The following is a 25304-nucleotide window of genomic DNA, read 5'->3' on the forward strand; positions in this document are numbered from 1 at the left end:
AAAACTTTATTTTTATTCTTATTTTGTAATTCCAAGCTTTATTGCCTCGTCAGCTACAGCCTTGGCAACCACCTTAGCAACTCTCTCGTCAAATGCTCCAGGAATGATGTAATCCTCCTTGAGCTCATCATCTGTTACAATGGATGCGATAGCCTTGGCTGCTGCCATCTTCATCTCTTCAGTTATGCCTGTTGCCTTGGCGTCCAAGGCACCTCTGAATATTCCCGGGAATACTAGAACGTTATTAATCTGGTTTGGATAATCCGAACGGCCCGTCGCCATTACTCTTACTCCGCCCTTTGCCGCTTCCTCAGGCATGATCTCAGGTGTAGGGTTTGCCATGGCAAATACTATAGGATCTGCTGCCATAGATGCAACCATCTCTGCTGTCACGATATTTGGAGCTGAAACTCCGACAAATACATCCTTACCCTTCATTATCTCGGCAAGAGAACCTGTCTGTCTGTCCTTGTTTGTAATCTCTGCCATCTCTGCCTGTGCCGGATTCATCCAGTCCTGTCCAGGACACAGAGCACCCTGCCTGTCCACAAGAACCACATTGCCTATACCGAGCTGAAGCAGAAGCTTACATATTGATATACCTGCAGAACCCGCTCCGTTGATAACCACATTTGCCTCGTCAAACGGCTTGCCGACAAGCTTTAACGCATTGATGAGTCCTGCTGACACAACGATAGCTGTACCATGCTGATCGTCATGGAATACAGGAATGTCAAGTTCTTCCTTAAGTCTTTTCTCTATCTCGAAGCATCTTGGAGCTGATATATCCTCCAGATTGATTCCGCCAAATACAGGTGCAATGCGCTTTACTGTCTCAACAATCTCATCCACATCCTTTGTGTCAAGGCAGATAGGGAATGCGTCAACTCCGCCGAACTCCTTGAAGAGTATGGACTTTCCTTCCATTACAGGTATAGCTGCCTCAGGTCCTATATCTCCCAGGCCGAGAACCGCTGTTCCGTCTGATACCACGGCAACCATGTTGCCCTTGCATGTATATTTGTATACGTCAGCCTTATTGTCACGGATCTTTCTGCAAGGCTCTGCAACGCCCGGTGTGTAAGCTGTGCTCAGATCGTCTCTGTTCTTCACTGCTACCTTGGACACTACCTCTACCTTACCCTTGTGCTCCTCATGCATCTTAAGACTTAAACTATTGTAATCCATGTCTGTTCCTTTCTGCGCACCCGCGCATCCTGTATTTTATCTACTGTATATATAACAGCGCCTCTCCTATATAGCGCTGCTCCGGAATCCCTGTTTTCCCCGGCAACACCGCTTATTCCATAATAACCTTGACTCACATTTTAGTCAACGATATGTGCCAGCATATGTACTCTGTTGAATGGGAACGAGAAGTAATATCCATCTGCAAAATCCGAAGTGTACTCAAGTATATCTCTGGCGATCTGTATGCCGCACTCCTCGCCTTCCTGCCTTGTGGCATTTTCACTGTATCTCTCTATGATCTCGTCCGGGATCTCTATGCCCGCCATCTCATTTTTCATGAACAAGGCATTTCGCCTGCTGACAAGCGGCATGATTCCCACAAGTATTGTCGCGCCGGTCTCAGCCTTCATGTCTCTGAGGATCTGTGCCTGCTCTCTGGAGAACACCGGTTGTGTCAGAAAGAATTCAGCCCCGGCTTCCATCTTTCTTTTTATTCTGTCTATCTCAAACTTTGTGTTAAGTCTGTTCTGGTTGATCGCTCCGCCGTAGGTGATCTTATCCCCGCTGAACACCTCTTCGTTCATAGACTGCAGCAGCTTCATCATTCCGACTGAGTCAAAGTTGAACACGCTCCTGGTCGTCTGTCTGAACATGACCGGAACCGGATCACCTGTTATGACAAGGAAATCCTTTATGCCATTAAGCTGTGCACCGAGCACGCTTCCCCTTATGGCTATGGCATTCTTATCACGGCAGCACAGATGCGGCATGACCCTAAGTCCTGTCTCCTTGTGCACTTTCTCCGCCATGAGTATGGAATTCGCTCTGGTTCTTCCCGATGGAGAATCAGGGAATGTCACCACATCCACATGTGACTGCTTAAGTATATGGGCTGCATCAAGCAGCTTCTGATCGTTGACATCCACCGGAGGTGCCAGCTCCACAGCAATCAGCTTGTGCTTGTGTCCGTCGGCATTTTTTGTGGCTGCCCCGCCACGCTCCAGACGTCCTTTGAGGAAATTGTCCTTTACAGCACTGTCAGCCTGTACCTTTTCCACATGAATCTTGGCAGCCTTTGCAATATCTCCGGTTTTCACCCGTTCCATGATCTGATGTATGTATTCAGGATTTGTTCCGCAGCATCCTCCTATGATATCTGCACCAAGCGCCGCTATGTCCTGGATCTTATCTATGAATCCCTCTTTGTTGTCATTGAACACCAGTCTGCTCTGTGTAAACTTCGGGTATCCCGCATTCGGCATGACTGATACAGGCTTTCCGCAGTCTATATCCAGCTTTTTCAGAAGCTGAAGCATATGGTACGGACCAACTCCGCAGTTGAATCCAACACAGTCCACGTCCTGATTTCCTGCCACCTGGGAGAGCAATGCCCTTGCCGAAAATCCACAGTTGCTGTACCCAAACTGGTTCACGCAGAACGACACCATGACCGGCGTGTCCTTTCTTGCCTTCAGGTGCTTCACCACAGGCTCGAGCACATTGAACTCAGGAAATGTCTCAAACCAGATGATATCCACTCCCATGTCCTGCATCGCCTCACCCAGCAGCTTGTACTGTGACACCCTTTCATTCAGTGTGAGACCGGCATCCGCAGGTATTGGGCCTATATCTCCGGCAATGTATACCTTTTTGTGATCCGTTCCAGCTTCGCCGTCCGCAGCCTGCTTCGCAAGCTTTACCGCCGCACGCACATTTGAAATAACATAATCCGTGTCAGCATCAAGGCTCGCTGTATTTGCCGCAAATGTATTTGTCCTTATAAGCCCGGCTCCCGCCTTCACATACTCTTTATGGATTTCAAGTACCCGCTCCGGGTGGCGCATGTTTGCAAGCTCAGGAGCGACAGTTCCCTGCTCTCCGTACATTCCCACATAACAGGTTCCAAATGCCCCGTCTGCGACAAGTAATTTATCCTTTAAGCTTTCAAGTATATTCATCTAACAACTCCATCCTAATATTATTTTTCACCTGCGTCTATATCCGTACGATTATACAGTACTTTTTGAGCAGATGTATCTATTTCTGCGCTAAGTGCGCATTTATCTTTAGCACTTTACCATATTAAACTGTCCTATATAGAATAATATAGGAATTGCGATTAGTCAAATTTACGCTAAAAAATTGCCAGGTTCAAAAAATCTATTTGAACCTGACAATTTTATAATATCTGATCACTGGAGCAGCGTGTACTGCTCCAGATTCCACACGTCTGTCACAAGACCATCATAAAATTCAGGCTCATGACATACCAGAAGTATAGACCCCTTATACTCGGAAAGAGCACGCTTCAATTCATCCTTGGCATCAACGTCAAGATGGTTTGTCGGCTCGTCAAGCAGAAGCACATTTGTATCAGTGTTGATTAACTTGCAAAGTCTCACCTTCGCCTGCTCGCCACCCGAGAGGACCTTCACCTTGCTCTCGATATGCTTGGTGGTAAGTCCGCATTTGGCAAGAGCCGCACGTACCTCATACTGGGTATATCCCGGGAATTCCTTCCAGATTTCCTGCAGGCATGTATTCTCACTCGGCTTGACCTCCTGCTCAAAGTATCCAATGTGCAGATAGTCGCCAAGCTGCGCCTTGCCGGATATAGCCGGGATAAGTCCAAGCACACTCTTCAGGAATGTCGTCTTTCCTATACCATTCGTTCCTGTGATGGCTATCTTGTCACCGCGCTCCATGCGGAGATTCATCGGTTTGGAAAGCGGCTTGTCCTTGCTGTAACCTATCACCAGATCATCAGTCTCGAATATGACCTTACCAGAGGTTCTCGCTTCCTTGAAGTTGAACTCAGGCTTCGGTTTCTCACGCTCAAGCTGAATGACATCCATCTTGTCAAGTTTCTTCTGTCTGGACATAGCCATATTTCTTGTGGCAACCCGGGCTTTATTTCTCGCCACAAAATCCTTCAGCTCAGATATCTCCTGCTGCTGCTTTCTGTACGCAGCCTCAAGCTGGGATTTCTTCACCGCATACACCTCCTGGAACTTGTCATAATCGCCGACATATCTGCCCAGCTGACAATTCTCCATATGGTATATGATATTTACAACTGAATTCAGGAACGGAATGTCATGGGATATAAGAATAAACGCATTCTCGTATTCCTGAAGGTATCTCTTGAGCCACTCTATATGGTGTGCATCAAGATAATTTGTAGGCTCGTCGAGCAGAAGTATCTCCGGCTTTTCAAGCAGAAGCTTCGCCAGCAGAACCTTGGTTCTCTGTCCGCCCGACAGCTCAGTTACATCCTTGTCCAGTCCAAGCTGCAGCAGGTCAAATGCTCTGGCAACCTCCTCAACCTTCGAATCTATTATATAGAAGTCATGGCTGTCCAGAAGATCCTGAAGAAGTCCCATCTCCTCAAGAAGAGTGTTCATCTCATCCTCGTCAGTGACCTCCGCCAGCTTGTCACATATCTCATTTATCCTCTTCTCCATATCGAAAAGTCTGGAGAACGCATCCCTCAGCACTCCGCCTATGGTCATGCCCGGCTCAAGGACCGTGTGCTGATCCAGATATCCGACCTTCACATTCTTCGCCCAGGTCACTGTACCCTCATCCGGCATGAGACTGCCCGTCACTATATTCATGAAGGTTGATTTACCTTCACCATTTGCGCCGACAAGCCCTATATGCTCACCTGCCAGAAGTCTGAATGACACATTTTCAAATATTGCCCTGTCACCAAATCCATGGCTAAGGTTGCTTACATCTAATATCATAATCTCTCCTTTTTACTAATCCACCGGCTTTAAATACATTACAGACAGAGCCGGAAGATCAAAGCCGAAGTCACCGCATACGCCCTTGATACTCTTCACGGTGTCTTTAGTGTTTCCACCGTATTTATTCCAGTCCGTGTTCATGAGAACTTTCATGGAATTGCCCTCGCCGTATCTGAAATGATAATCCCTGTATGTATTTCCTGATAGGTTCATGACTACTACTATCTTATTTTCCTCAATAACTCTCTGGAATATATATACAACATCCTGCTCTTTGCCACAGAGTATCCAGTCAAAGCCGTGTGGGTCGTCGTCCCACCCTGACAGCGCAGGCTCTTTCAGATAGAGCTTATTCAAATCTTTTATAAATCTGTTAAATGAATCGTGGTTCGGGTATTTCAGTATATCCCAGTCCTGCTCACGCTTCTCGTCCCACTCTCTTAGCTGGGCTATCTCGTTACCCATGAAGTTAAGCTTCTTGCCCGGATGCGCATACATGTAGGCGTAGAGCGCCTTTGCATTTGGGAATTTCTCTTCATATGATCCCGCCATCTTCTGGGCTATGGTTGCCTTGCCATGTACAACCTCGTCATGCGAGAGTGGCAGCATGTATCTCTCATTATAAAAATACATCATGGAGAATGTCAGCTTGTGATACTGGTCGCCTCTGCAAAACGGCAGAGTTCTGAAGAAATTCAATGTGTCATTCATCCAACCCATATCCCATTTGTAGTCAAATCCCAGTCCGCCGTATCCGACTTCCTTGGTGGTTCCCTTGTAGTCCGTGGAATCCTCGGCGCAGAGAATACATGACGGGTGTCTGTCCTTAAGTCCCTGGTTAAGCCCCTTTATAAACTCAACCGCCCTGTCATTTACACCTCTAGACTCGTCGCCCATCCAGTAGATTATCCTGCTGATGGCATCCATTCTTAGGCCATCAAAATGATACTCTGTGAGCCAGTAATTCGCCGCACTCTTGAGAAATGTCTGAACTTCTCCCTTGGAATGGATGAAATTCTTACTACCCCACTCGCTGTAGCCCACATCATCGGTCGGATGCTCATACAGATTGGTTCCGTCATACTTTGCAAGTCCATATCCATCCAGTGCAAAATGCACAGGCACATAGTCCATGATGGCGCCTATGCCGTTCTTGTGAAGCGTGTCGATGAGGAACTTCAGGTCATCCGCCGTTCCGTATCTAGCCGTCGGACTGAAGAATCCGGTATTCTGGTAGCCCCATGACTCATCACATGGATGCTCCGAAAGTGGCATAAACTCCACATAATTGTAGCCCTGCTCTTTCAGATATTCCACAAGCATCGGTGCTATCTCTCTGTATGTATACCAACCCTCAGCAACTCGGTCAGTCTCAATGACTTCTTCCGGTGTCAGCTGTTTTCCATTCTCATCATACACCGGTTTGCAGTGCCATGACCCCATATGCATCTCATACACATTGAGCGGACCACCCTTGCACTCATTCCGTATCCTCATCCATCTTGCATCGCCAAATGTATACTCATCCATATCTCTTATTATAGATGCAAATGCCGGTCTCAGCTCCATGCCGAATCCATACGGATCACAGTGATCCACACAATATCCATCTCTCTGGTATATCTTATATTTATACATCTGTCCGGCCTTTGCCCCCGGCACAAAACACTTGAAAAAGCTGCCATCGTAACACCTCTCCATGGCAGTCTCTCCCCATGAATTGAACTCACCTGTAACCGTCACCGACTCCGCATTCGGTGCATACGTCACAAAGTCCACTCCTGTCACTGCTTTCCTCCTGCTCTTGCCCACGTTCTCCTTCACAACGTGTGCGCCGAGCTCATTGTAGGCATCAAAGCACCTTCCCGAATAAAACTCATACAAATCCATAACTTTTCCTCCATACAAAGTTAGTATTCAAGTTCCATCATCCAAGCCCTCTCAGTCATTTCTTGACTGTAGTAAATTACCTTCAGTATACCGTTGCACATCCGCTATATGAATATTCGTTTTTTGATAAAAGTAAAATAATTTACTCCAGACAATTATTGACAATTAGATTTAATATGTATATACGTTTTTTTGACTATATCTTTCTTTTGTTGTATTCTATATTATAATGCATAGAGCGTCATCAGGGCGCTTACAGCCATTTATAATCATTACCCGCGTACAGCTTTTGTATGATCAGAAAGGAGCTTTTATGGACAGAAGGATTCAGCGTACACGCAACAGCTTATTCAGCGCATTTATCGAACTGCGTGCCACCAAACCTGTGGAGAAGATCACAGTGAAGGAACTCACAGAAAAGGCCAATATCAGCAAGCAGACTTTCTATCTGCATTTTCAGGATATATATGATCTGTCGGAATACCTCGAAAATGATGCTCTTCTGTCCCTCATCGGTGACATTCCAAATCCAGAATATATGCTTACCAATCCTGCAGAAGCAAGCAGGCAGTTATGCAACGCATTTATCAACCAGGGACATTTGTTCTCCATACTCTTTCCTGATGACAATAGAAGCTACGGAGTCCTGACCAACAAGCTCGATGCCCTCATCAAGGAGAAGATATATGACGTCCGTCCCGAGTTCAGAGATGACCTTGCCAAGAATGTTGAGGTGTCAATGTTCGTACAAGGCTGTGCTTATACTTTCCTGAAATACAAAGATCAGGATGCCGCTATGGTCATAGATACCCTTGCTGGAATCATAGACAGGGCAACCAGAGCGTAAATAAATGGCATGTGAGCTTTTCAGACGACAAGCTCGCATGCCACATATTCATAATTCACTTTCTCTCTCCGGTTTATCTTAAGCTGATATCCTTTATCTATACCACCAGAATGACCTGTATCAGCATTTTCATCGGAATGTACCTCCAGCACAGCATATACAGTTTCGTCTCTGCCAGCAAGCGTCTCATATGGATACTCTGCAAGCAGCCTTCCTTTTCGCACCTTCTCACCATCACCACATGTAAGTCTTATATCTACATAGCTCTGTGTCCTCTGCCATCCGGTGTCGATCTCTGATATCAGATATATCCTGACCACGTATCCTTCCTCAGATGTACACTCTATCTGACCTTCTCCGGCTTTACTATATCCAGCCTTGCAGTCAAACGGCGCTCTGATCTCTCCCCGTGTGGCTCGAATCGCACACAAGCCGACACTCCCGTCTCCCAAGTTCTGTAGGCAATGTATATCAGATACGCGCACAACATCACCTTCAACAGGCACATACACCTTCTTAAGCACTCTTTCATAATCGATCTCAGCCTCCTGTTCAATATTATCTTTCCTGTGTCCATCTATATATCTTCCAAGCTCTCGGCATATCCTTTCCACCTGATCCTCATAGAATACCTGCACCTGCCTGCCCTTTGCCAGTATTCCCAGAGCTCCTGTGGCTTTCAGTTTTCTCCTGTCCACCAGCGCCCCGTTGTTCACCGTAACTCTAAGTCTTGTATCACTGCTCCTCAGACTGTAAATATTTGCTGTTCCTCCCAAAGCTCCAGCAATGGCAATGGCTACAGCATCACCATCGATGTAGTTATCCTCCGATGAATACTCCCTGTCCTCCCGCTCATCCTGACTATCTTCCAGACTGCCTGAGGCATTTCCCCTGACGTATTTTCTTATCCATACGGTCAGACATACCGCAGCCGCCAAACAGACAATCACCAGCACCATTGCCACCATAAACTCATTTTCAATATTATTGATCCCAGTCAAAGCAAAAAGGACATCCATATCCGCATTCAAATTTCTCATAAGAATTCCTCCTGCAAATATAATGTCCTTCTCTTAATTTTAATATTCATTTATAACTTCCGCAAACCTGTTCACATCCGCTTCCGGCAGCCTGTATATCTTCTCTATCTTGTTCTTAGTCATCTCCAGAATCTGCCTGTCAAACTGTGCACCTTTTATGTACTCAATCGTCTTGTCCGGGAACACGAAATAGCTCTCCGCCAGGCCAAAGGCTACACCGTCCTTTGCATAGTAGCCGCCATCCTGCATATGTTCAAATGCATAAAGGCATTTGTCGATATACTTGTCATTCACAAAGTAGCACTTCAGCATGATAGCCACGAACCTGAGTCTGAAGTCATCGGACATATCCTGCCAGGTTCCTACTGCGATGCCTCCCTGTCCCTCTGGAATCTCTGCCTCCTCCTTCTTTCTCCACGCAGGATTCAGCTCGGAATCTCCCATATACTTCATGATGAATTCCCACACTATCTCCGGGTACATGGATGCCGCCACAAATGTACTGCAGAACGAGTCACACACCCACCAGTTGTCTATCTTGGGAACAAATTCATCGGCATATGCAAGTATCTCCTCCAGCTTGCCCTGTGCGAATCCAAGGACAAGCCCCTGAATGACCACATCCTCCAGCGTATCATCCGGCGCATGCTTCAGATACTCCTTCCAGTTTATGTCGGCTATCTGTCTGGCTATCTCCTTCAGGTCATCCAGCCTCACACCTATTATATTGCCACAGCCCGGAAGGTTCATGGCCAGATATTTGCCAAATTCCGGATCCATGTGCTCATACAGTTCAGACCTAACCAGTCTGTTCACATCCTCAAAAGAACTGCTCTCCATCTTCCTGATCTATCCTTTCTTCTTACAGCTAAATTTCTGCTCAATGGCTAATCTTATTCTTTTTATACTGTATTTACAGGCTTTCCATTGAGAAACGCCTCTATATTGCCACCCGCTATATTGAGAAGTCTCTCCCTGACCTCCTTCGGTGCCCAGGCGATATGTGGTGTTATGATCACATTCTTTGCCGTGAGAAGCGGATTGTCCGCCGCCATAGGCTCCTGTGCTATGACATCCACCGCGGCTCCAGCTATACGTTCCTCGTTCAGGGCATCTGCCAGATCCTTCTCCACTATGCAGCCGCCTCTGGCAGTGTTTATGATGAATGTAGTCTTCTTCATCCGGCCTATCGCACTCCTGTCTATCATTCCCTCCGTCTCAGGGAACAGAGGACAGTGTATGCTTATCACATCCGACTGTGCGAACAGTTCATCCCTCTCAGCCCAGCTTATCCAATCGCCATCCGGCAGGGCTTTCCTCGTCCGGCTGTTCACCAGCACCCTCATGCCAAATGCATGTGCGATCTCAGCCACCTTCATACCTATACTGCCATAGCCTATGATACCCATAGTCTTGCCCGCAAGCTCCATGGTCGGCATCACACTGTAGGAGAAATCCTTACTTCTCACCCAGCCACCGTCCTTCACTGACGCATCATGCGCCCCGACCCTGTTTGCCAGTTCCAGAAGCAGTGCAAATGTAAACTGCGCCACAGCATCCGTACTGTATGCCGGAACATTTGTAACCACTATGCCGTGCTCATGTGCCGCCTCCACATCGACCACATTGTAGCCGGTGGCAAGCACACCTATATATCTGATGTTCGGACAGGCCTCGATCACAGCCCTGTCTATCACCGTCTTGTTCGTTGTTATGATCTCCGCATCGCCTATCCTTGAGACCACCTCTGACCTGTCGGTTCTGTCATACACCGTCAGCTCGCCATACTTGCCAATACTGTCCCAGCTAATATCGCCGGAATTCGCCGCACATCCATCCAGAACAACTATCTTCATGTCCATCACCCTGCCTTATCGTATATTGTTGTTCTATATTTTACATCAACTGTCTGATTTTTTTAAAAAAATTATAATATTTTATTCAACTATACCATATTTTACACCATATACTTCACGGTAATTTTAACATTTAACACAAAAATGCACAAATATTTCTGTACGGATTGAATAATTTTATTGAAAAATACTGTCAAACACATTAAAATATAAGTAACGTGCATTGGTAACATATCAAAACGAATGGGAGGTTTGAAATGGACAAAGACACATTAACAAAAAAAGTATTGGAGGTTTTTTCTGATATTCTTCCAGACATAGATGCGGGCAAGCTGGACATGACTGCAGAACTCACCACCGAATATGGCGTGAATTCCGTTTCCATCATTCAGTTCATCGTCGGACTTGAGCAGGCTTTTAACATTGAATTTGATGATTCTGAGCTTGCACTTGGCCTCTACTATGACATGAACGATGTAGTCAAGGCTGTAGCAGCCAAGGTCAGCTAACATCACGTAATCTTAATATGAAATGGAGGTAATAAGCACATGAGCAAAAAGATTTTGCCAATAAGCTATCCAATGATAACATCCTGGCAGTGGCATGCCACACTTTTCTCGATCATAGGGGACGACGAGAAAGCCAAGAATTGGATATTCAGCAATTATATACAGTTAAGATGTTACAACATCGAAGAGATCTTCACAGGAGATGAGATGCTTCTTGCAGATATGATGCCGGGAAGCAGTTCACTTAAGGAATGCCCTTATCTTCTCTTCTCTCTCATGACAAAGGAGCAGGTGGAGAGCTACTGCGGAGATATTCTCACTTTCATCAAGAAGACCATCAATCTGGGCGGATATGTATACGGAGTATTTGACGAGGCTAAGATCCTCTGCGATTCCGGTGCCGACTACAAATTCCCACACGAGCTCTTCATCTACGGATATGACGACGAGGAGCAGCAGTTCTATGTTGGAGATTTCACATTTGGCGAGCATTATTCCTACTCAAAAGTATCATACTCAGATGTGAGAAACGGCTACGACACCATCACAGCCCAGGAGGATCATATTTTCAAGGACGACTACAAGGGACGCCGTGGAATATACGTGATCCAGAAGAATCTGGCTGATACATACTACGAACTCGACACACAGTATATCAAGGATACCATCATCGAGTACCTTGAGTCAAAGGATACCAAGAATCACTTCCGTATGATGAGGAATCGTTTTAAGGACACAGTATTTGGGGTTGATGTCTACGATGCGGTTCTGAAGCAGATCGGCAAGCAGCTTTCAGCAGAGGATCCAGACTTTGATATACGTGCTCTTCACATCCTGTATGACCACAAGGTTCTCATGATGGAGAGACTCAAGTACATGATGGATCACGGATATATCGAATTCAACGGTGATATCCTGAATGATTATATGGAGGTTGAGAACACCATGCTCACCGCCAGAAACCTTCTCATCAAGACTTCCATCACAGGCAAGGTTGACTGTATGGACAGATTTGAGAAGTACCTTATGGGTGCAAAAGAAAAAGAGATCGCAGTTCTGGGCAAAGTTGTTGAGCTTCTGTAATCTCATATCATTCTTTTCATGTTTTCCCTTTGCGGGGCAGTCCTATGGCTGCTCCGCATTTTTTTGCGATTTTACATTATTTTATAAATAATTTCTTCCAAATTATCATTTACTTCTATATACTGTTTAATAAATGGTTTTTCGGCAGTTCAGGAATACCTGGCATTGTCACATTGGAGGTTTTTATGAATATATGTGTATACGGCGCGTCAAGCAACGACATTGACAGATCTTATATAGAAGAAACAGAATATTTAGGAAGGGAAATCGCCAAAAGAGGCCACACTCTTGTGTACGGCGCTGGAGCAAATGGGCTCATGGGCGCAGTGGCAAGGGGTGTATACGAGGAAAATGGCACCATAATAGGCGTCACTCCTTCATTCTTTAATGTTGACGGAATACTGTTTGAGAATGTCTCCGAGCTGATAACCACTGAGACCATGAGAGAGCGCAAACAGATCATGGAAGATAAGGCAGACGCTTTCATCGTAACGCCCGGCGGAATTGGCACTCTCGAGGAATTCTTTGAGATCCTCACGCTCAAGCAGCTCGGACGCCACGGCAAAGCAATCGTAATTTTCAATCAGAACGGATTCTACGATCATCTTCTGTCCATGCTCAAAGAGACGTCGGACAAAGGCTTTATGACGCCTGCGACCAACGAGATATATACCGTCATGGATAATTCAGATGAGATCCTTGACTATCTTGAAAGCTACAAGACAGACATAGGTCGTGTATTCAAGTTCTGATAAGCTTCTTCACAGCTTCAATAGCCACACGTATGGCTTTATCGGTGTCGTGTACCTCAGGATTCGGGAGACCGGCTGCAGCCCTCTCCTGATTCGCCACCACAAGGAAGCACGCACCGACCCTGACCCGCAGGAACGCTCCAACTATTAACAATGCAGCAGATTCCATCTCAGAGGCCTTGCAGCCCATCTTCTTCCACGCTTCCCATTTGTTCATAAGCTCATATCCAACCGGCATGATTCCCGGCGAATGCTGTCCATAAAATGAGTCCTTGCTCTGAACCACACCTGTGTGTGCCGTCACTCCAAGTGCTCCTGCTGACTCTCTGAGCGCATTCACCACATCTATATCCGCAACCGCAGGGTACTCTATAGGCGCATACTCTCTTGACGTGCCCTCCATCCTGACAGCTCCCGTGGCGATCACCACGTCTCCGCCGACGATCTCAGTCTGCATACCGCCACAGGTTCCAACCCTGATAAAAGTGTGGGCACCGGCGTGCACCAGCTCCTGCATGGCTATGGCCGCCGACGGGCCGCCTATACCTGTGGACGTGACACTGACCTTCTCTCCATCCAGATAGCCTGTATACGTGACGAATTCCCTGCTGTCCGCCACCAGCTCCGCATCTTCGAGATACGCTGCTATCGCCTTACATCTCTTAGGATCCCCAGGCATGATAACATACTGGCCTATCATATCCTCATTTACCTTTATATGGTATTCCAACCCCTGATCCGCTTCGTATATCATAATCATCCCTCCTGACACTTGTCTCACAGCATAGGAAAAGCAGGCTTGCAGAAAATCTGCAGCCTGCTTTTCTAAGCTTTCTTATGTATCCTATAGAATTAGCACTTAAACTCATCAAGCTTTGCCTGAAGCTCTGGTGCAACTTCTCCATGAAATTTCACTGTAAGTGGCTTCTCAAGATTTAAACTGAACACACCTAAGATTGACTTTCCATCTACGACGTACTGAGCTGATGAAACGTCAACATCATTTGGAAACTGATTCAGGTATGCAACAAACTTCTTGATGTCATCCATAGTGTTAACTTTAGCTTTCATCTCTGTAATCTGCATTGGCTGCGCCCCCTAATATCTCTTAATATTTATAAGGACATTCTAACACTCCATCAACGAATGTGTCAATGCATACAGACCACGAATTAGCTATGAAAATTATTGTAATAAATACTCCTTATGCAGCCAGCATAAATGGCTGTAATGTATTTATAAACGACTCTGTCGCTCCGTTATAGAACTTTACTGTGAGTTCCTGATCAAGTCCAAGACTGAAAACTCCCAGTATTGATTTGCCATCTACAAGATAATTCCTGTTGGATGAATATACATCAACGTCTCCATCATATTTTCTCATTGTCTCTACAAACTGTCTTACCTGCTCTACTGAATTGAGCTTAACCCTGATATTTGTTGATTCCATGATAATTACCTCCATTCCTGTCCGTAATCAATGTTCAATTTATACTACTTTTTGGAATAATTTGCAAATTACAAAATTGTAATTTTGTAAACCAATTTGTGCAAATGGCTTGTTTTTATTAACCTAAAGCGCCTTTTCAGGTTATTTTTTAGTCATGTTGTATAAATTCAGGAATGTTTTTTTACAAATATACTGTCGGGTGGAGATCATTGTCTTATATATTTTCGTCTATTTTTAATTATTCTCAAATGGTATTTCTATTATGATATGCTTCTTGACTCGTCAATTCTCCCCAATTACAATAATACTTACATGCAAAGCCGTTTTCACGGCTCATTTTGACGAAAGGGCGGGCACAAAGCCCCATAAGAACATATATGAACCTACTTACAATAAAAGGATTTTCAAAAGCATACACTGACAAGATTCTGTTCGATGACGCAGACTTTTCAGTAAATTCAGGAGAAAAGATCGGTGTCATAGGCGTAAACGGCACGGGTAAATCAACACTCCTCAAGATCATAGCCGGCATAGACGAATGTGATTCAGGACAGTTGTCAAAGGGAAACAACGTGGTCATAAAATATCTTCCACAGACCCCCGACTTCGCAGAGAAGGTCAGCATATACGACTATGTCATCACTGCAAATGTCGACGAGGAGAACAAATGGAGCATAGAGGGTGATGCCAAGGCATTTCTTCACCGTCTCGGATTTGACGACACCAGCCTCATGGTGAGCACACTTTCAGGAGGTCAGCGAAAAAAGGTCGCTCTGGCTGCGGCACTGCTGTCAAGATGTGACATTCTTGTTCTGGACGAGCCCACCAACCACCTCGACAACGATATGACAGAATATCTGGAGGATTACCTTAACAACTACAAGGGCGCTCTGGTCATGGTCACCCACGACAGATACTTTCTTGACAAGGTGTGCAACCGCATAGTAGAGATCGACAAAGGCAAAACCTACAGCTACAATACCAACTACGAAGGCTATCTCATGCTGAAGGCAGAGCGTGAGAACATCGCACTTGCCACTCAGAACAAACATCAGAATATCCTGCGCAAGGAGATCGCATGGATGCAGAGAGGTGCTAGAGCCAGAAGCACAAAGCAGAAAGCCCATATCCAGAGATATGAGAAGCTTGCAAGTGAGGAGCTTATAAAGGAAACTCAGTCTGTTACCATGAGCTCAATCGCGAGCCGGCTGGGAAACAAAACAATAGAGCTCTCCCATATAGCCAAGACCTGGCCGGGCAGACCAAGTCCGGTCATAACGGACTTCTCATACAACTTCCTGAGGACTGACAGGATAGGTGTTGTTGGCCCAAACGGCTGTGGCAAGACAACGCTCATGAAGCTCATAACCGGTGTCACCAAGCCGGACAGCGGAACCATAGAGATCGGAGACACCGTAAGGATAGGATATTTCTCTCAGGAAAATGAAGCCTTGGATCCCAACATGAAGGTACTCGACTACGTCAAAGAAACCGCAGAGTATATCCAGACCACCGAAGGTCTCATGTCAGCATCCACAATGTGTGAGAGATTTTTATTTGATGGCACTCTGCAGCACCAGCGCATAGAGAAGCTCTCAGGAGGCGAGAAGCGAAGACTGTATTTGTTGAAGGTTCTCGTATCATCTCCAAATGTACTGATCCTTGACGAGCCGACCAACGATCTGGACATTTCCACACTGTGTATACTTGAGGACTATCTCGATTCCTTCCAGGGCATATTGATAGTCGTATCACACGACAGATATTTTCTGGACAGAGTCATAAGAAAGCTTCTGGTGTTTGACGGCTGCGGCGGGATCTCACAGTTTGAGGGCGGTTATACCGATTATTATCTGACCCACGGTTCATTTGCCAACAGCACATCGGCAGGGGCAAATACCCAGACAAAGCCGGAGCGTGTCAGCACAGCGGACAAGGAACCTGCCCAGAAAAAGAAAACGCAGAATCCATCCGTGAAGAAAAAGTTCTCCTTCAATGAGCAGAGGGAATATGACACCATAGAGGACACCATCGCCCAGAAAGAAGCTGAGATAGAGCAGACGGAGACCGATATCAACAACTCTGTGTCAGATTTCGTGAAGCTTAACGAACTCACGCAGAAAAAGGAACAGCTTGAATCAGAGCTGGATCAGCTTCTGGAGAGGTATGTGTATCTCACGGAGCTGGCGGAGTCATTTGAAAAGAACTGATCACATTGATCATTTGCCAGAAAAACGGGAGACGCGCTGCTGCACATCTCCCGTTTTTCTTCAATCGTCACATCTGATGTCTCACTATCCTGTATTCATCATCCAACTGAAAATACGGACAATTGTCGTAGCCTCTTGCCACAAATCTGGCAAAGTCATCCTCATCCATATTCACCAGGCACTCATAAAAATCATCTTCGTCATCGTACACATAGTGTGCACACATATCGCAACTGGAAGCCATGTGTTTCCTCCTTCCATCCGTTAACCATCAGGTTTTTACTATTATACACATATGCGAAGCAAAATCCAACCGCTTTAACCCATTTTCTCTGGCAATAATAACCATAATGTGTTATTATTGAAGGAAGTATATAAAGGGGCTTTGCATAAGCAAAAGAAGGAGTGTGTTCCAGTTATGAAGAAAAAATTTCTTGTACTGCTGCTTACGCTTACCATGATATTATCATTTTCTCCATATGTCGCAAAGGCGGCGGATACAGATGATACGGACAGCAGTAACAAAACCGATACCATAGATGGCAGAACTTATTTCTATGACCAGTTTGACAACAGTGCGTACAGAACCGTCTACAAACAGATCAACGATGCAGCTCAGAAATTCAACGAGTCGACATCCAATGCTTCTTATCAGGACGGCGGATATTACACAGCATTTACATTGTCGGTCAGCAACAAAGACTGGGAAGTTATCGGAAACGATGGAATGGATCAGATCGTCAACGCTGTACTCGCCGATCATCCTGAGTATTTCTGGATGTCCGACAGCTATCAGTGCAAGCAGGAATCCTCGGGAGAACTCAGATATACAGCTCTCACCATCGAGTGCTATTCACTGTATGCCAACGGAGATACACGTTCCATATACAAGAACAACTTTGACCTGACCGTCAAGAATTATGCAGCTTCTCTGGATGAGAGCGCAAAGGATTACGAGAAGGTATATCTCATACATAATTCGATCATCAACAAAGTTTATTATGCCTCAGATGCAACATCTAAGAGCAAGGACAACATATACGCATACACCGCAGACGGCGTGTTCAACTCCAAGTATCAGTCGGCAGTCACCTACGGATATGCAAAGGCTTTCAAGGCCATTATGGATTACGTCGGTGTGCCATGTCTGTACATTGAGGGACAGAATTCAGATCTTCTGGACGACTCGATGGACACACAGAAGCAGCTCAAAGAAGAGAGTTACATCAACAACTGTGCATGGAATGCCGTTTATCTCGGCGGAGAGTGGTATCTCATCAATCTCGGTCTGGACGATCCTATAACCACAACAGGTAAGGAGGCATTGTCATATACATACTTCAATGTAACCGACGAACAGGCAAGCAACCTTACAGCCATCACATCAAGACTTCCGGGTATACCAAAGTGTACCGGAACAAAGTACTGCCTCTCAAAGGTTCAGGCAGATCTTGAAGCGGATGGACTGTGGGAGAAGTCAAGCTACAACATAATCGACAAGATACTGGACAAATACGGTTTATCCGTAGTCCTCATAAGCATAGGTCTCATCCTGCTTCTGGTGGTAATGCTCATCAAGAACATACACAAGAGCAGATCGAAGAAGAAAAAGGAAAAGGTTAAAAAGACCAAGACAACAGTGGTTGACAACTCAGAGCTGGATGCAGAGCTGAGAAAGCCGCCTATCTCATAAAATACTAAAATCAAAAAGCTCAATGCTTTCGGATTTCATCCCCGTCAGCATTGAGCTTTTTTCTGTCATTTTTCAAGATATTTTATTTCGTTCACACCCTACTCATCAAAGTTACTCTTGAGTACATTTACGGTGATCTGTCTGGACGCCTTGTTGCCTGCCCAGTCCTCCGCTGTGAGAGTCACTGTTACGGTTCTCTCCTTGCTTGTGTCCACATCCTGAGAAGCTTTAAGCGAATCCTGCACATCCGGATCCTCATCTGTGACATTGTAATAATCACTCCAGTTTATATCCGTTCCCATAGAAACGTCTATCTCGTCCGGGCCGTCTATGTATGGATTTACCTCATCAACAACATTTATCACAGCCTTTTTTGTCTTGCTTAACTTTCCACGTCTGATCTTATATTTGATGGTGTACTTACCAAGCTTATCCGGTGCAAATTCTGAGTTGTCATATTCCAGCCTGGCATCATTGCTGTCCGGCTCAATATAGTTTGTTATATCAAATATATCACCCATATTATAATCCGTCTGGATCTGCTTGACCCTGAGCATGCTGGATCTCATGATCATCGTGATCACAAGTGCAAGCACTATTCCAACCACCAGAGCCGCCACGACCATCATTTTCGTATTCAGCTCATATCGCTTCTTTTTATTTCTGCTCTGCGCGGATTTTTTACCGGAACCTGTTGACGATCTGCTATTCGCCGGTCTCCTGGTCTTGCTTCCTGAAGACACGGACTTCACCGACTTTTCAAGTGGACGTCCCGTACTTGTGCGCCTTTTGTCCTGCGCAGTTGCACTTTTCGGACGACTCGCCGATGATAAGTGGCTGCCCGATGCCGGACGATTTCCCGACACAGGACGGCTGCCTGATGCTGACCGACTGCCTGACGCTACTCCCTTGCACGGCTGTGTCTTTTTCACACTGCTCGTTGTTGCACGGCTCACAGTTCCCTTATGAGCTCCTGCGCTCCCTTTATTCTGCCCCATATCCTGTCTGTCTGCCAATTTATATTACCTCCTAAAACATTTGTCTTAACTTTATTCTCAGTACATTATACATAATATTTTACACCCATACAATCATTTCGGATTGCAATAGTTGTAAATAAGTGAGATAATTCAATGAAGACTTACCTGAAAGGAGTATTATATATGTCAATCAATAATCTTAGTTCATTTACGAAGGAGCGTCTTGGTCTCTGTATTGAGAACGATACCATAGATAACAACCTCTACGAGGAATACGGCGTAAAGCGTGGACTTCGTGATCTGAATGGAATAGGAATAAATGCCGGCATCACCAACATTTCACTAAGCCGGGCGTATACAATGGAGGACGGAAAGCATACTCCTGCTGACGGTGAATTATATTATAGAGGTTACGAGATCCGCCAGTTGATAGACGGATTTACAAAGGAAGGACGATTCGGTTTCGAGGAGTGTACATATCTGTTACTGTTTGGAAAGCTTCCGGACGAGAATGAGCTTGCCAAGTTCAAACAGGTCCTCAACCTTGCATACGACCTTCCACACAACTTTATACAAGATGTCATAATGAAGAACCCTACCAAGGATATCATTTCAAATATGACCAAGAGCATCCTTGCCCTCGGATCATACGATAAGTCTGAGACGGATATATCTCTGGACAACGTTCTTCAGCAGTGTCTTATGATAATAAGTGTATTCCCAAGACTCGCTGTATATTCTTTCCAGGGATACAGACATTATGAGCTTGGCAAGAGCTGTTATATACACAAGCCGGATCCTGAGCTTTCATTTGCGGAGAATATCCTGAGCATGCTCCGTTCAGACAGAAAGTACACACAGCTTGAGGCAAAGGTTCTCGATCTTGCCCTTGTTCTCCACATGGAACACGGAGGCGGAAGCAACTCTACGTTTACAACACGTGTTGTCACATCATCTGGCTCAGATACATACGCCACAGTCGCAGCAGCACTCTGCTCACTCAAGGGACCGCTCAACGGCGGTGGAGACCTCAAGGTCATGGAGATGATGAAGAACATACACTGCAATGTCGAGGATGTTACGGACGAGGAGCAGATCCGTGAGTACATCAGGAAGATCGTTCGCGGCGAAGCATTTGACAAATCGGGCGTGGTATACGGAATGGGCCAGCCTGTATACTCTCTGTCAGATCCAAGAGCTGTCATTATCAAGGAGTATGTAGAAAAGCTCGCCGAGGAGAAGCACGAGAAGGACGAATTCAAATTATACGAGCTCATAGAGCGCATCGCACCTGAGGTCATTGCCGAGGAGCGCAAGATCTACAAGGGTGTGTGCATCAACATAGATTACTATTGCGGATTGTTATACAAGATGCTCAAGATCCCTTACGCCCTCTACACACCACTATTTGCCATTGGCCGAGTGGTTGGATGGAGTGCGCATCGTATGGAGGAGCTGATCAACAGCTACAAGATAATGCGTCCGGCTTATCCAAGTCTTGTAGAGCCTAAGGACTACGTACCTATCAAAGACAGGTAATATGCCATGAACAATTCTGATAAATTCAAATATTCTGTCGTCAGGAGCAGGCGCAAATCTATCTGTATCGAGATAGACAGAGACCTCAACATAAAGGTTCGTGCGCCCCTCAGAATGACCGACAGTCAAATCCAAAGCTTTGTGGATTCCAGACAAAACTGGATCCGCAGCCATCTGGAAATCATGCAGAAAAGAATTTCCAATATGTCAGACGAAAAAAATCCAAGCACTGCCCTGACAGATGCCGATATAAAGGCACTGTCAGAACAGGCTCGGATATATATGCCTTCACGTGTAGAACATTTTGCTCAGATAATAGACGTGACTTACGGAAGGATCACCATCAGGCATCAGAAGACCCGCTGGGGAAGCTGCAGCTCCTCCGGTAACCTGAATTTCAACTGTGCACTGATGAACACCACTCCCGAAATCATAGACTACGTGGTAGTCCACGAGCTGTGTCACAGAAAGCAGATGAACCACTCCGCACTTTTCTGGGCCGAGGTAGAAAAAGTACTCCCAAACTACAAGGAGCTCCGTTCCGCCCTCAAAAATTACAGGTGTTAAAGCCTCTACCACTCCATAACCACAGCGCCGTATGTGAGCCCTGCGCCGAATGCCGACATGGCGATCTTGTCGCCGCGCTTCAGGCCGTGCTCTCTCACGAGCTGGTCGAGAAGTACAGGTACACTCGCCGCAGACATATTTCCTGTGTAGTCGAGAGTCGTAGGGAACTTCTCAAGCGGTGCCTTAAGTCTCTTGGCAACAGATTCAATAATTCTTACATTTGCCTGGTGGAGTACGAAGTAATCCACATCGTCAACGGTCATTCCAGCCTTGTCAAGAGCCTCCTGGAGGCACTTAGGACACTGTCTCACCGCAAACTTGTACACCTCCTGTCCATCCATATACAGATAGTCATGATTGATCTCATCTTTTACAAATATATTGTTAGTCTTTCTGCTCTCGCAGTTCAGCACCATACCCTTCTTGCCGATTGAACCCTGGACAATGCTTATGATTCCCTTGTCAGACTCCTCTATATAAGCGGCACCTGCGCCATCTCCAAACAATACGCATGTACCTCTGTCATTCCAGTCAAGTATCTTTGACAGCGTCTCCGAACCTATTACAAGAGCATTCTTCACAAACCCTGTCTCTATATACATCTTTGCAACATTGAGGGCAAATACAAAGCCCGAGCATGCCGCATTCACATCAAACGCAATCGCCTTATCCGCACCTATAGCCGCCTGAACCTGACACGCCCCGCTTGGTGTGTAATAATCCGGAGTGACTGTGGCAAGCACTATAAGCTCCACATTCTCTGCGGACTTCCCTGCCATCTCAAGTGCCCTCTCAGCAGCCTCAACAGCCATGCTCGTCGTTGTCTCCTTAACAGCTATTCTTCTGTTCTTTATACCTGTTCTTGAAGATATCCACTCATCAGATGTATCAACATACTTTGCAAGCTCATCATTTGATACCTCTTTCTCCGCAAGGTAGCTTCCTGTTCCTAATATTCTGATTGCCATTATATATTTTCTCCCTTTTATCCGTTATTCTCTTTATTCTTCCTTGTCTCCAAGCAGCTCAGTCACATACTCGCCCCATTTTGTGAGTTTCTTATATCCCTTAGTAAACATGGATGGCTCCACCGTATCGTCATATCCAACTGCAATCCATCCTATATCATGCTTTTCCAGATATCTGGTAAATTTTATTCCAAATACATTTCTGGTGCCCTTCAGCTTCTCATTCTTGACCTCGACATCATCGTCTGCATATCCCCACTCTGTCACTATAAGAGGATAACTTGTCACATAGCCCGACAGGAACTTCTGCCAGAACACCTTGTCCGGGTAAACATGAACAGAGAACGCAGTATTGTCATTCTTCACGCCGAGCTCGTCAAGCCATCCGAGATCATAACAGTAATCCGGACTTCCAACGATTATAAGCTGCTTTGCGCCGGCATCCCTTATAACTCCTATAAGGCTCTCCGCGCATCTCTTCCACTCTGAATCACTCATGCCAACCGGCTCATTGTATATCTCAAATATAACATTTGGAGTGTTCTTGAAATAATCCGCAATGTTCTTCCAGAATTCAGCAGAATAATCCAGCGGATTCTCGTCGAGATCCGGCATCTCATCCCCGGAACCATCTATCGGGTTACCTGTATAATCCCAGTCGAGAATAACATAGTTATCGTTCTCTCCGGCCCAGGTAACTATGCGGTCAAGATATCTCCACATATAGTAATCGTCATTCTTGTACTCCACAGGGCTTATTGGCACCCTTATGGCATTACCACCCTTGGCAAATACATCCTTGTAGAAATCCTCATTAAACTTCTTCTCCTCATACAGACTGCGCGACTCTGGAACCATCACACCCTTGAGAACAACCTGTTCTCCGTCTGCATTCAGGATCTGAGTCCCCTTCGCTGTAAGCATGGTAGGATATTTGTCTGTATCACCGATAAATTCTGCACGTGTTCCCACAGGTGTCAGCAGATCCTGCTCCTTGCCCCACAGGTACATCACGTACCATATGATTGCTGCCGCAATGATGGCGGCCACGATAACTATCAAAGTAACCTTTATCTGTTTCTTCATAAACGCTCCTCCAATTCAAGCTGTATCTTCAGCCATATACATAAAGTTTACCAAAAAAACACCATCACTTCAACATATGCATGAATAAAAGGCATTCCCCGTGAGATAAATTTCTCACTTGAGAAATGCCTTTCATCTATAGTATATCTGTGATCTACAGATTTCTGAATCTGTCGTATCTGTCCTGTGCGATCTCCTCAGGAGTCTTGTCTGAATACTTCTTGAGGAATTCCTTAATGTTCATCTTAAGGTACTTGCCTATATATGGAACTGACTGCTCATCTGCTCCGCCGTACTCAGGTACGACCTGCTCGATAACGTTCAGTCTCTTGAGATCCTGTGCTGTAATCTGCATAACTTCTGCAGCCTCCTCAGCTCTGTTGCTGTCCTTCCAGAGGATAGACGCATATCCCTCAGGTGAAAGGATTGAGTATGTCGCATTCTCAAGCATCCATACCTCATTGCCGACTGCAAGGGCAAGTGCTCCACCGCTTCCGCCTTCTCCGATAAGGATACAGAGTACAGGAACCTTGAGTGATGACATCTCATAGAGATTTCTCGCTATGGCTTCACCCATTCCTCGCTCCTCAGCCTCAAGTCCACAGAACGCACCCGGTGTATTTACAAATGTAATGATAGGTCTGCCGAACTTCTCAGCCTGCTTCATCAGACGAAGAGCCTTTCTGTAGCCATCAGGAAGAGGCATACCAAAGTTTCTCTCCATGCACTCTGCCATGGAAGCTCCCTTGACCTGTGATATAACTGTTACAGGCTGTCCATCTATATGACCGATACCACCCACAATGGCTCTGTCATCATTCATGGTTCTATCTCCGTGGATCTCACGGAAATCATCGCATATATACTTCACATAGTCGAAACCTGAAGGTCTGCTCATCTGACGAGCACCTCTGAGCTTCTCCCACGGAGTCTTAGGCTCGTCATCCTTGAGTCTCTCCTTGAGGATCTCGCTTATGTCAAATTTCTCATCTTCAACAGCACTGTCAAAGTTAGCATAGCCCTGTCTCTGCTTATGTGTGACGATGAGATCATACATTGTGTCCTTCATCTTGTCTCTTGTGATTATGCCATCTATGATACCATGCTCAACAAGGAACTCTGATCTCTGGAAGCCCTCTGGAAGCTCCTGACCAATAGTCTGCTTGATAACTCGTGGTCCTGCAAATCCTACGAGCGCACCTGGCTCTCCAAGGATAATATCTCCAAGCATTGCAAAGCTGGCTGTAACACCACCTGTTGTAGGATCTGTAAGAATAGATACATACAGAAGTCCTGCATCAGAATGTTTCTTGAATGCAGCGGATGTCTTGGCCATCTGCATCAGAGAAATGATTCCCTCCTGCATACGTGCACCGCCTGAACAGCAGAACATGAATACCGGAAGCTTCTCCTCTGTAGCCTTCTCGACAGCTCTGGCAATCTTCTCACCCACAACATATCCCATGCTGCTCATGAGGAATCTTGCATCACATACACCAACTACAGCAGGCTCACCATTGATGGTTGCCTTTCCTATAGTAACAGCCTCCTTGAGGTTTGTCTTGGCCTGTGCAGCCGCAACCTTATCCTCATAGCCCTCTGTTCCAAGAGGATTTGAGCTTGGCATATCCTCAAACCATGGCTCAAATGACTTTGGATCTGTGACCATTCTTATTCTGTTCTTGGTCTTAACTCTGAAGTAAGAACCGCACTCATAACAAATGTACTTTGCGTTCTTCACTCTTTCCTTCTCAACTTCTCTTCCGCACTTAGGGCACTTTACAAGCTCCACCTTTGGTGCTTCCTGAATTCCCTCAGCAGCCTTTGCCTCCTCTGCAGCCTTTGCTGCAATTATCTCGGCATCCTTTGCCTTTTTTTTGATAAATAACAT

General features: G+C 45.7%; 23 protein-coding genes. 8 read left to right on the forward strand and 15 right to left on the reverse strand.

Going from position 1 to position 25304, the window contains the following annotated elements; translation table 11 throughout:
- Nucleotides 1–18 precede the first annotated feature (18 nt).
- The 4 genes from GT575_RS01920 to glgB form a co-directional block, all read right to left on the reverse strand.
- Nucleotides 19–1188 (reverse strand): NAD(P)-dependent malic enzyme, encoded by a 1170-nt coding sequence (locus tag GT575_RS01920; RefSeq protein WP_022215972.1) that lies wholly within the window; start codon nucleotides 1186–1188, stop codon nucleotides 19–21.
- A 140-nt stretch (nucleotides 1189–1328) separates the two neighbouring features.
- A complete protein-coding gene (locus GT575_RS01925) occupies nucleotides 1329–3149 on the reverse strand; it encodes a bifunctional homocysteine S-methyltransferase/methylenetetrahydrofolate reductase (RefSeq protein ID WP_161171383.1) in 1821 nt (606 codons plus the stop codon).
- 234 nt (nucleotides 3150–3383) lie between these two features.
- A complete protein-coding gene (locus tag GT575_RS01930) occupies nucleotides 3384–4943 on the reverse strand; it encodes an ABC-F family ATP-binding cassette domain-containing protein (protein WP_161171536.1) in 1560 nt (519 codons plus the stop codon).
- A gap of 12 nt (nucleotides 4944–4955) precedes the next feature.
- Entirely contained in the window at nucleotides 4956–6833 is a 1878-nt protein-coding gene (gene glgB, locus GT575_RS01935) for a 1,4-alpha-glucan branching protein GlgB (protein WP_161171384.1), read from the reverse strand.
- A gap of 313 nt (nucleotides 6834–7146) precedes the next feature.
- Here glgB and GT575_RS01940 point away from each other — a divergent pair, with 313 nt between their 5' ends.
- The gene (locus GT575_RS01940; protein ID WP_022215975.1) at nucleotides 7147–7680 is read left to right on the forward strand and encodes a TetR/AcrR family transcriptional regulator; all 534 of its coding nucleotides are present in this window, start codon (nucleotides 7147–7149) and stop codon (nucleotides 7678–7680) included.
- A 20-nt stretch (nucleotides 7681–7700) separates the two neighbouring features.
- Here the strand turns inward: GT575_RS01940 and GT575_RS01945 are convergent, their stop codons facing one another.
- From GT575_RS01945 to GT575_RS01955, 3 genes are all read right to left on the reverse strand, one after another.
- Nucleotides 7701–8720, reverse strand: a complete 1020-nt coding sequence (locus tag GT575_RS01945; protein ID WP_161171385.1) for a PTS transporter subunit EIIB — start codon at nucleotides 8718–8720, stop codon at nucleotides 7701–7703.
- A 39-nt stretch (nucleotides 8721–8759) separates the two neighbouring features.
- The gene (locus GT575_RS01950; protein ID WP_015534538.1) at nucleotides 8760–9560 is read right to left on the reverse strand and encodes a DNA alkylation repair protein; all 801 of its coding nucleotides are present in this window, start codon (nucleotides 9558–9560) and stop codon (nucleotides 8760–8762) included.
- 62 nt (nucleotides 9561–9622) lie between these two features.
- A complete protein-coding gene (locus GT575_RS01955) occupies nucleotides 9623–10576 on the reverse strand; it encodes a D-2-hydroxyacid dehydrogenase (protein ID WP_161171386.1) in 954 nt (317 codons plus the stop codon).
- Between the two features lie 257 nt (nucleotides 10577–10833).
- Between GT575_RS01955 and GT575_RS01960 the strand changes: the two genes are divergently transcribed.
- The 3 genes from GT575_RS01960 to GT575_RS01970 all read left to right on the forward strand — a co-directional run bounded on the left by GT575_RS01960 (nucleotide 10834) and on the right by GT575_RS01970 (nucleotide 12920).
- Entirely contained in the window at nucleotides 10834–11085 is a 252-nt protein-coding gene (locus tag GT575_RS01960; RefSeq protein ID WP_015534536.1) for an acyl carrier protein, read from the forward strand.
- Nucleotides 11086–11124: 39 nt separating this feature from the next.
- Nucleotides 11125–12168: a hypothetical protein gene (locus GT575_RS01965; RefSeq protein WP_015534535.1), complete on the forward strand. Its 1044-nt coding sequence runs from the start codon at nucleotides 11125–11127 to the stop codon at nucleotides 12166–12168.
- A gap of 185 nt (nucleotides 12169–12353) precedes the next feature.
- Nucleotides 12354–12920: a TIGR00730 family Rossman fold protein gene (locus GT575_RS01970; protein ID WP_015534534.1), complete on the forward strand. Its 567-nt coding sequence runs from the start codon at nucleotides 12354–12356 to the stop codon at nucleotides 12918–12920.
- On the opposite strand, the gene udp is transcribed toward GT575_RS01970, so the two are convergent.
- From udp to GT575_RS01985, 3 genes are all read right to left on the reverse strand, one after another.
- Complete coding sequence (gene udp, locus GT575_RS01975; RefSeq protein WP_416810460.1) at nucleotides 12910–13677, reverse strand: uridine phosphorylase; 768 nt, start codon at nucleotides 13675–13677, stop codon at nucleotides 12910–12912. The two genes, GT575_RS01970 and udp, sit on opposite strands and share 11 nt — an antisense overlap.
- Nucleotides 13678–13772: 95 nt before the next feature.
- Nucleotides 13773–14006 carry an HPr family phosphocarrier protein gene (locus tag GT575_RS01980; RefSeq protein ID WP_015534532.1) on the reverse strand — a complete coding sequence of 78 codons (234 nt, stop codon included), beginning with the start codon at nucleotides 14004–14006 and terminating at the stop codon, nucleotides 13773–13775.
- Between the two features lie 118 nt (nucleotides 14007–14124).
- Entirely contained in the window at nucleotides 14125–14370 is a 246-nt protein-coding gene (locus GT575_RS01985; RefSeq protein ID WP_015534531.1) for an HPr family phosphocarrier protein, read from the reverse strand.
- A 377-nt stretch (nucleotides 14371–14747) separates the two neighbouring features.
- On the opposite strand from GT575_RS01985, the gene GT575_RS01990 reads away from it, so the two are divergent.
- Nucleotides 14748–16580 (forward strand): ABC-F family ATP-binding cassette domain-containing protein, encoded by a 1833-nt coding sequence (locus GT575_RS01990; RefSeq protein WP_117874381.1) that lies wholly within the window; start codon nucleotides 14748–14750, stop codon nucleotides 16578–16580.
- Nucleotides 16581–16647: 67 nt separating this feature from the next.
- Here the strand turns inward: GT575_RS01990 and GT575_RS14855 are convergent, their stop codons facing one another.
- Complete coding sequence (locus GT575_RS14855; RefSeq protein ID WP_165852774.1) at nucleotides 16648–16824, reverse strand: DUF6472 family protein; 177 nt, start codon at nucleotides 16822–16824, stop codon at nucleotides 16648–16650.
- Nucleotides 16825–16998: 174 nt separating this feature from the next.
- On the opposite strand from GT575_RS14855, the gene GT575_RS01995 reads away from it, so the two are divergent.
- On the forward strand, nucleotides 16999–18273 hold the full coding sequence (locus tag GT575_RS01995) for a transglutaminase domain-containing protein (RefSeq protein WP_015534528.1): 1275 nt from the start codon (nucleotides 16999–17001) through the stop codon (nucleotides 18271–18273).
- Between the two features lie 98 nt (nucleotides 18274–18371).
- Here the strand turns inward: GT575_RS01995 and GT575_RS02000 are convergent, their stop codons facing one another.
- Complete coding sequence (locus tag GT575_RS02000) at nucleotides 18372–19289, reverse strand: DUF5011 domain-containing protein (RefSeq protein ID WP_161171387.1); 918 nt, start codon at nucleotides 19287–19289, stop codon at nucleotides 18372–18374.
- 147 nt (nucleotides 19290–19436) lie between these two features.
- Between GT575_RS02000 and GT575_RS02005 the strand changes: the two genes are divergently transcribed.
- Together GT575_RS02005 and GT575_RS02010 are read left to right on the forward strand one after the other, a co-directional pair.
- Nucleotides 19437–20792, forward strand: a complete 1356-nt coding sequence (locus tag GT575_RS02005) for a citrate synthase (protein WP_015534527.1) — start codon at nucleotides 19437–19439, stop codon at nucleotides 20790–20792.
- A gap of 6 nt (nucleotides 20793–20798) precedes the next feature.
- Nucleotides 20799–21359, forward strand: coding sequence for a M48 family metallopeptidase (locus tag GT575_RS02010; protein WP_161171388.1), 561 nt, complete (start codon nucleotides 20799–20801; stop codon nucleotides 21357–21359).
- 5 nt (nucleotides 21360–21364) lie between these two features.
- Here GT575_RS02010 and GT575_RS02015 read toward each other — a convergent pair whose 3' ends face one another.
- The 3 genes from GT575_RS02015 to GT575_RS02025 form a co-directional block, all read right to left on the reverse strand.
- Nucleotides 21365–22327, reverse strand: a complete 963-nt coding sequence (locus GT575_RS02015; protein WP_118649563.1) for a beta-ketoacyl-ACP synthase III — start codon at nucleotides 22325–22327, stop codon at nucleotides 21365–21367.
- 33 nt (nucleotides 22328–22360) lie between these two features.
- The gene (locus GT575_RS02020; protein WP_161171389.1) at nucleotides 22361–23413 is read right to left on the reverse strand and encodes a glycoside hydrolase family 5 protein; all 1053 of its coding nucleotides are present in this window, start codon (nucleotides 23411–23413) and stop codon (nucleotides 22361–22363) included.
- Nucleotides 23414–23567: 154 nt separating this feature from the next.
- Nucleotides 23568–25304 (reverse strand): acetyl-CoA carboxylase carboxyl transferase subunit, encoded by a 1737-nt coding sequence (locus GT575_RS02025; protein ID WP_015534523.1) that lies wholly within the window; start codon nucleotides 25302–25304, stop codon nucleotides 23568–23570.

Origin of the sequence: Coprococcus sp. BIOML-A2, from assembly GCF_009875795.1 — a bacterium.
Classification (GTDB): domain Bacteria; phylum Bacillota; class Clostridia; order Lachnospirales; family Lachnospiraceae; genus Coprococcus; species Coprococcus aceti.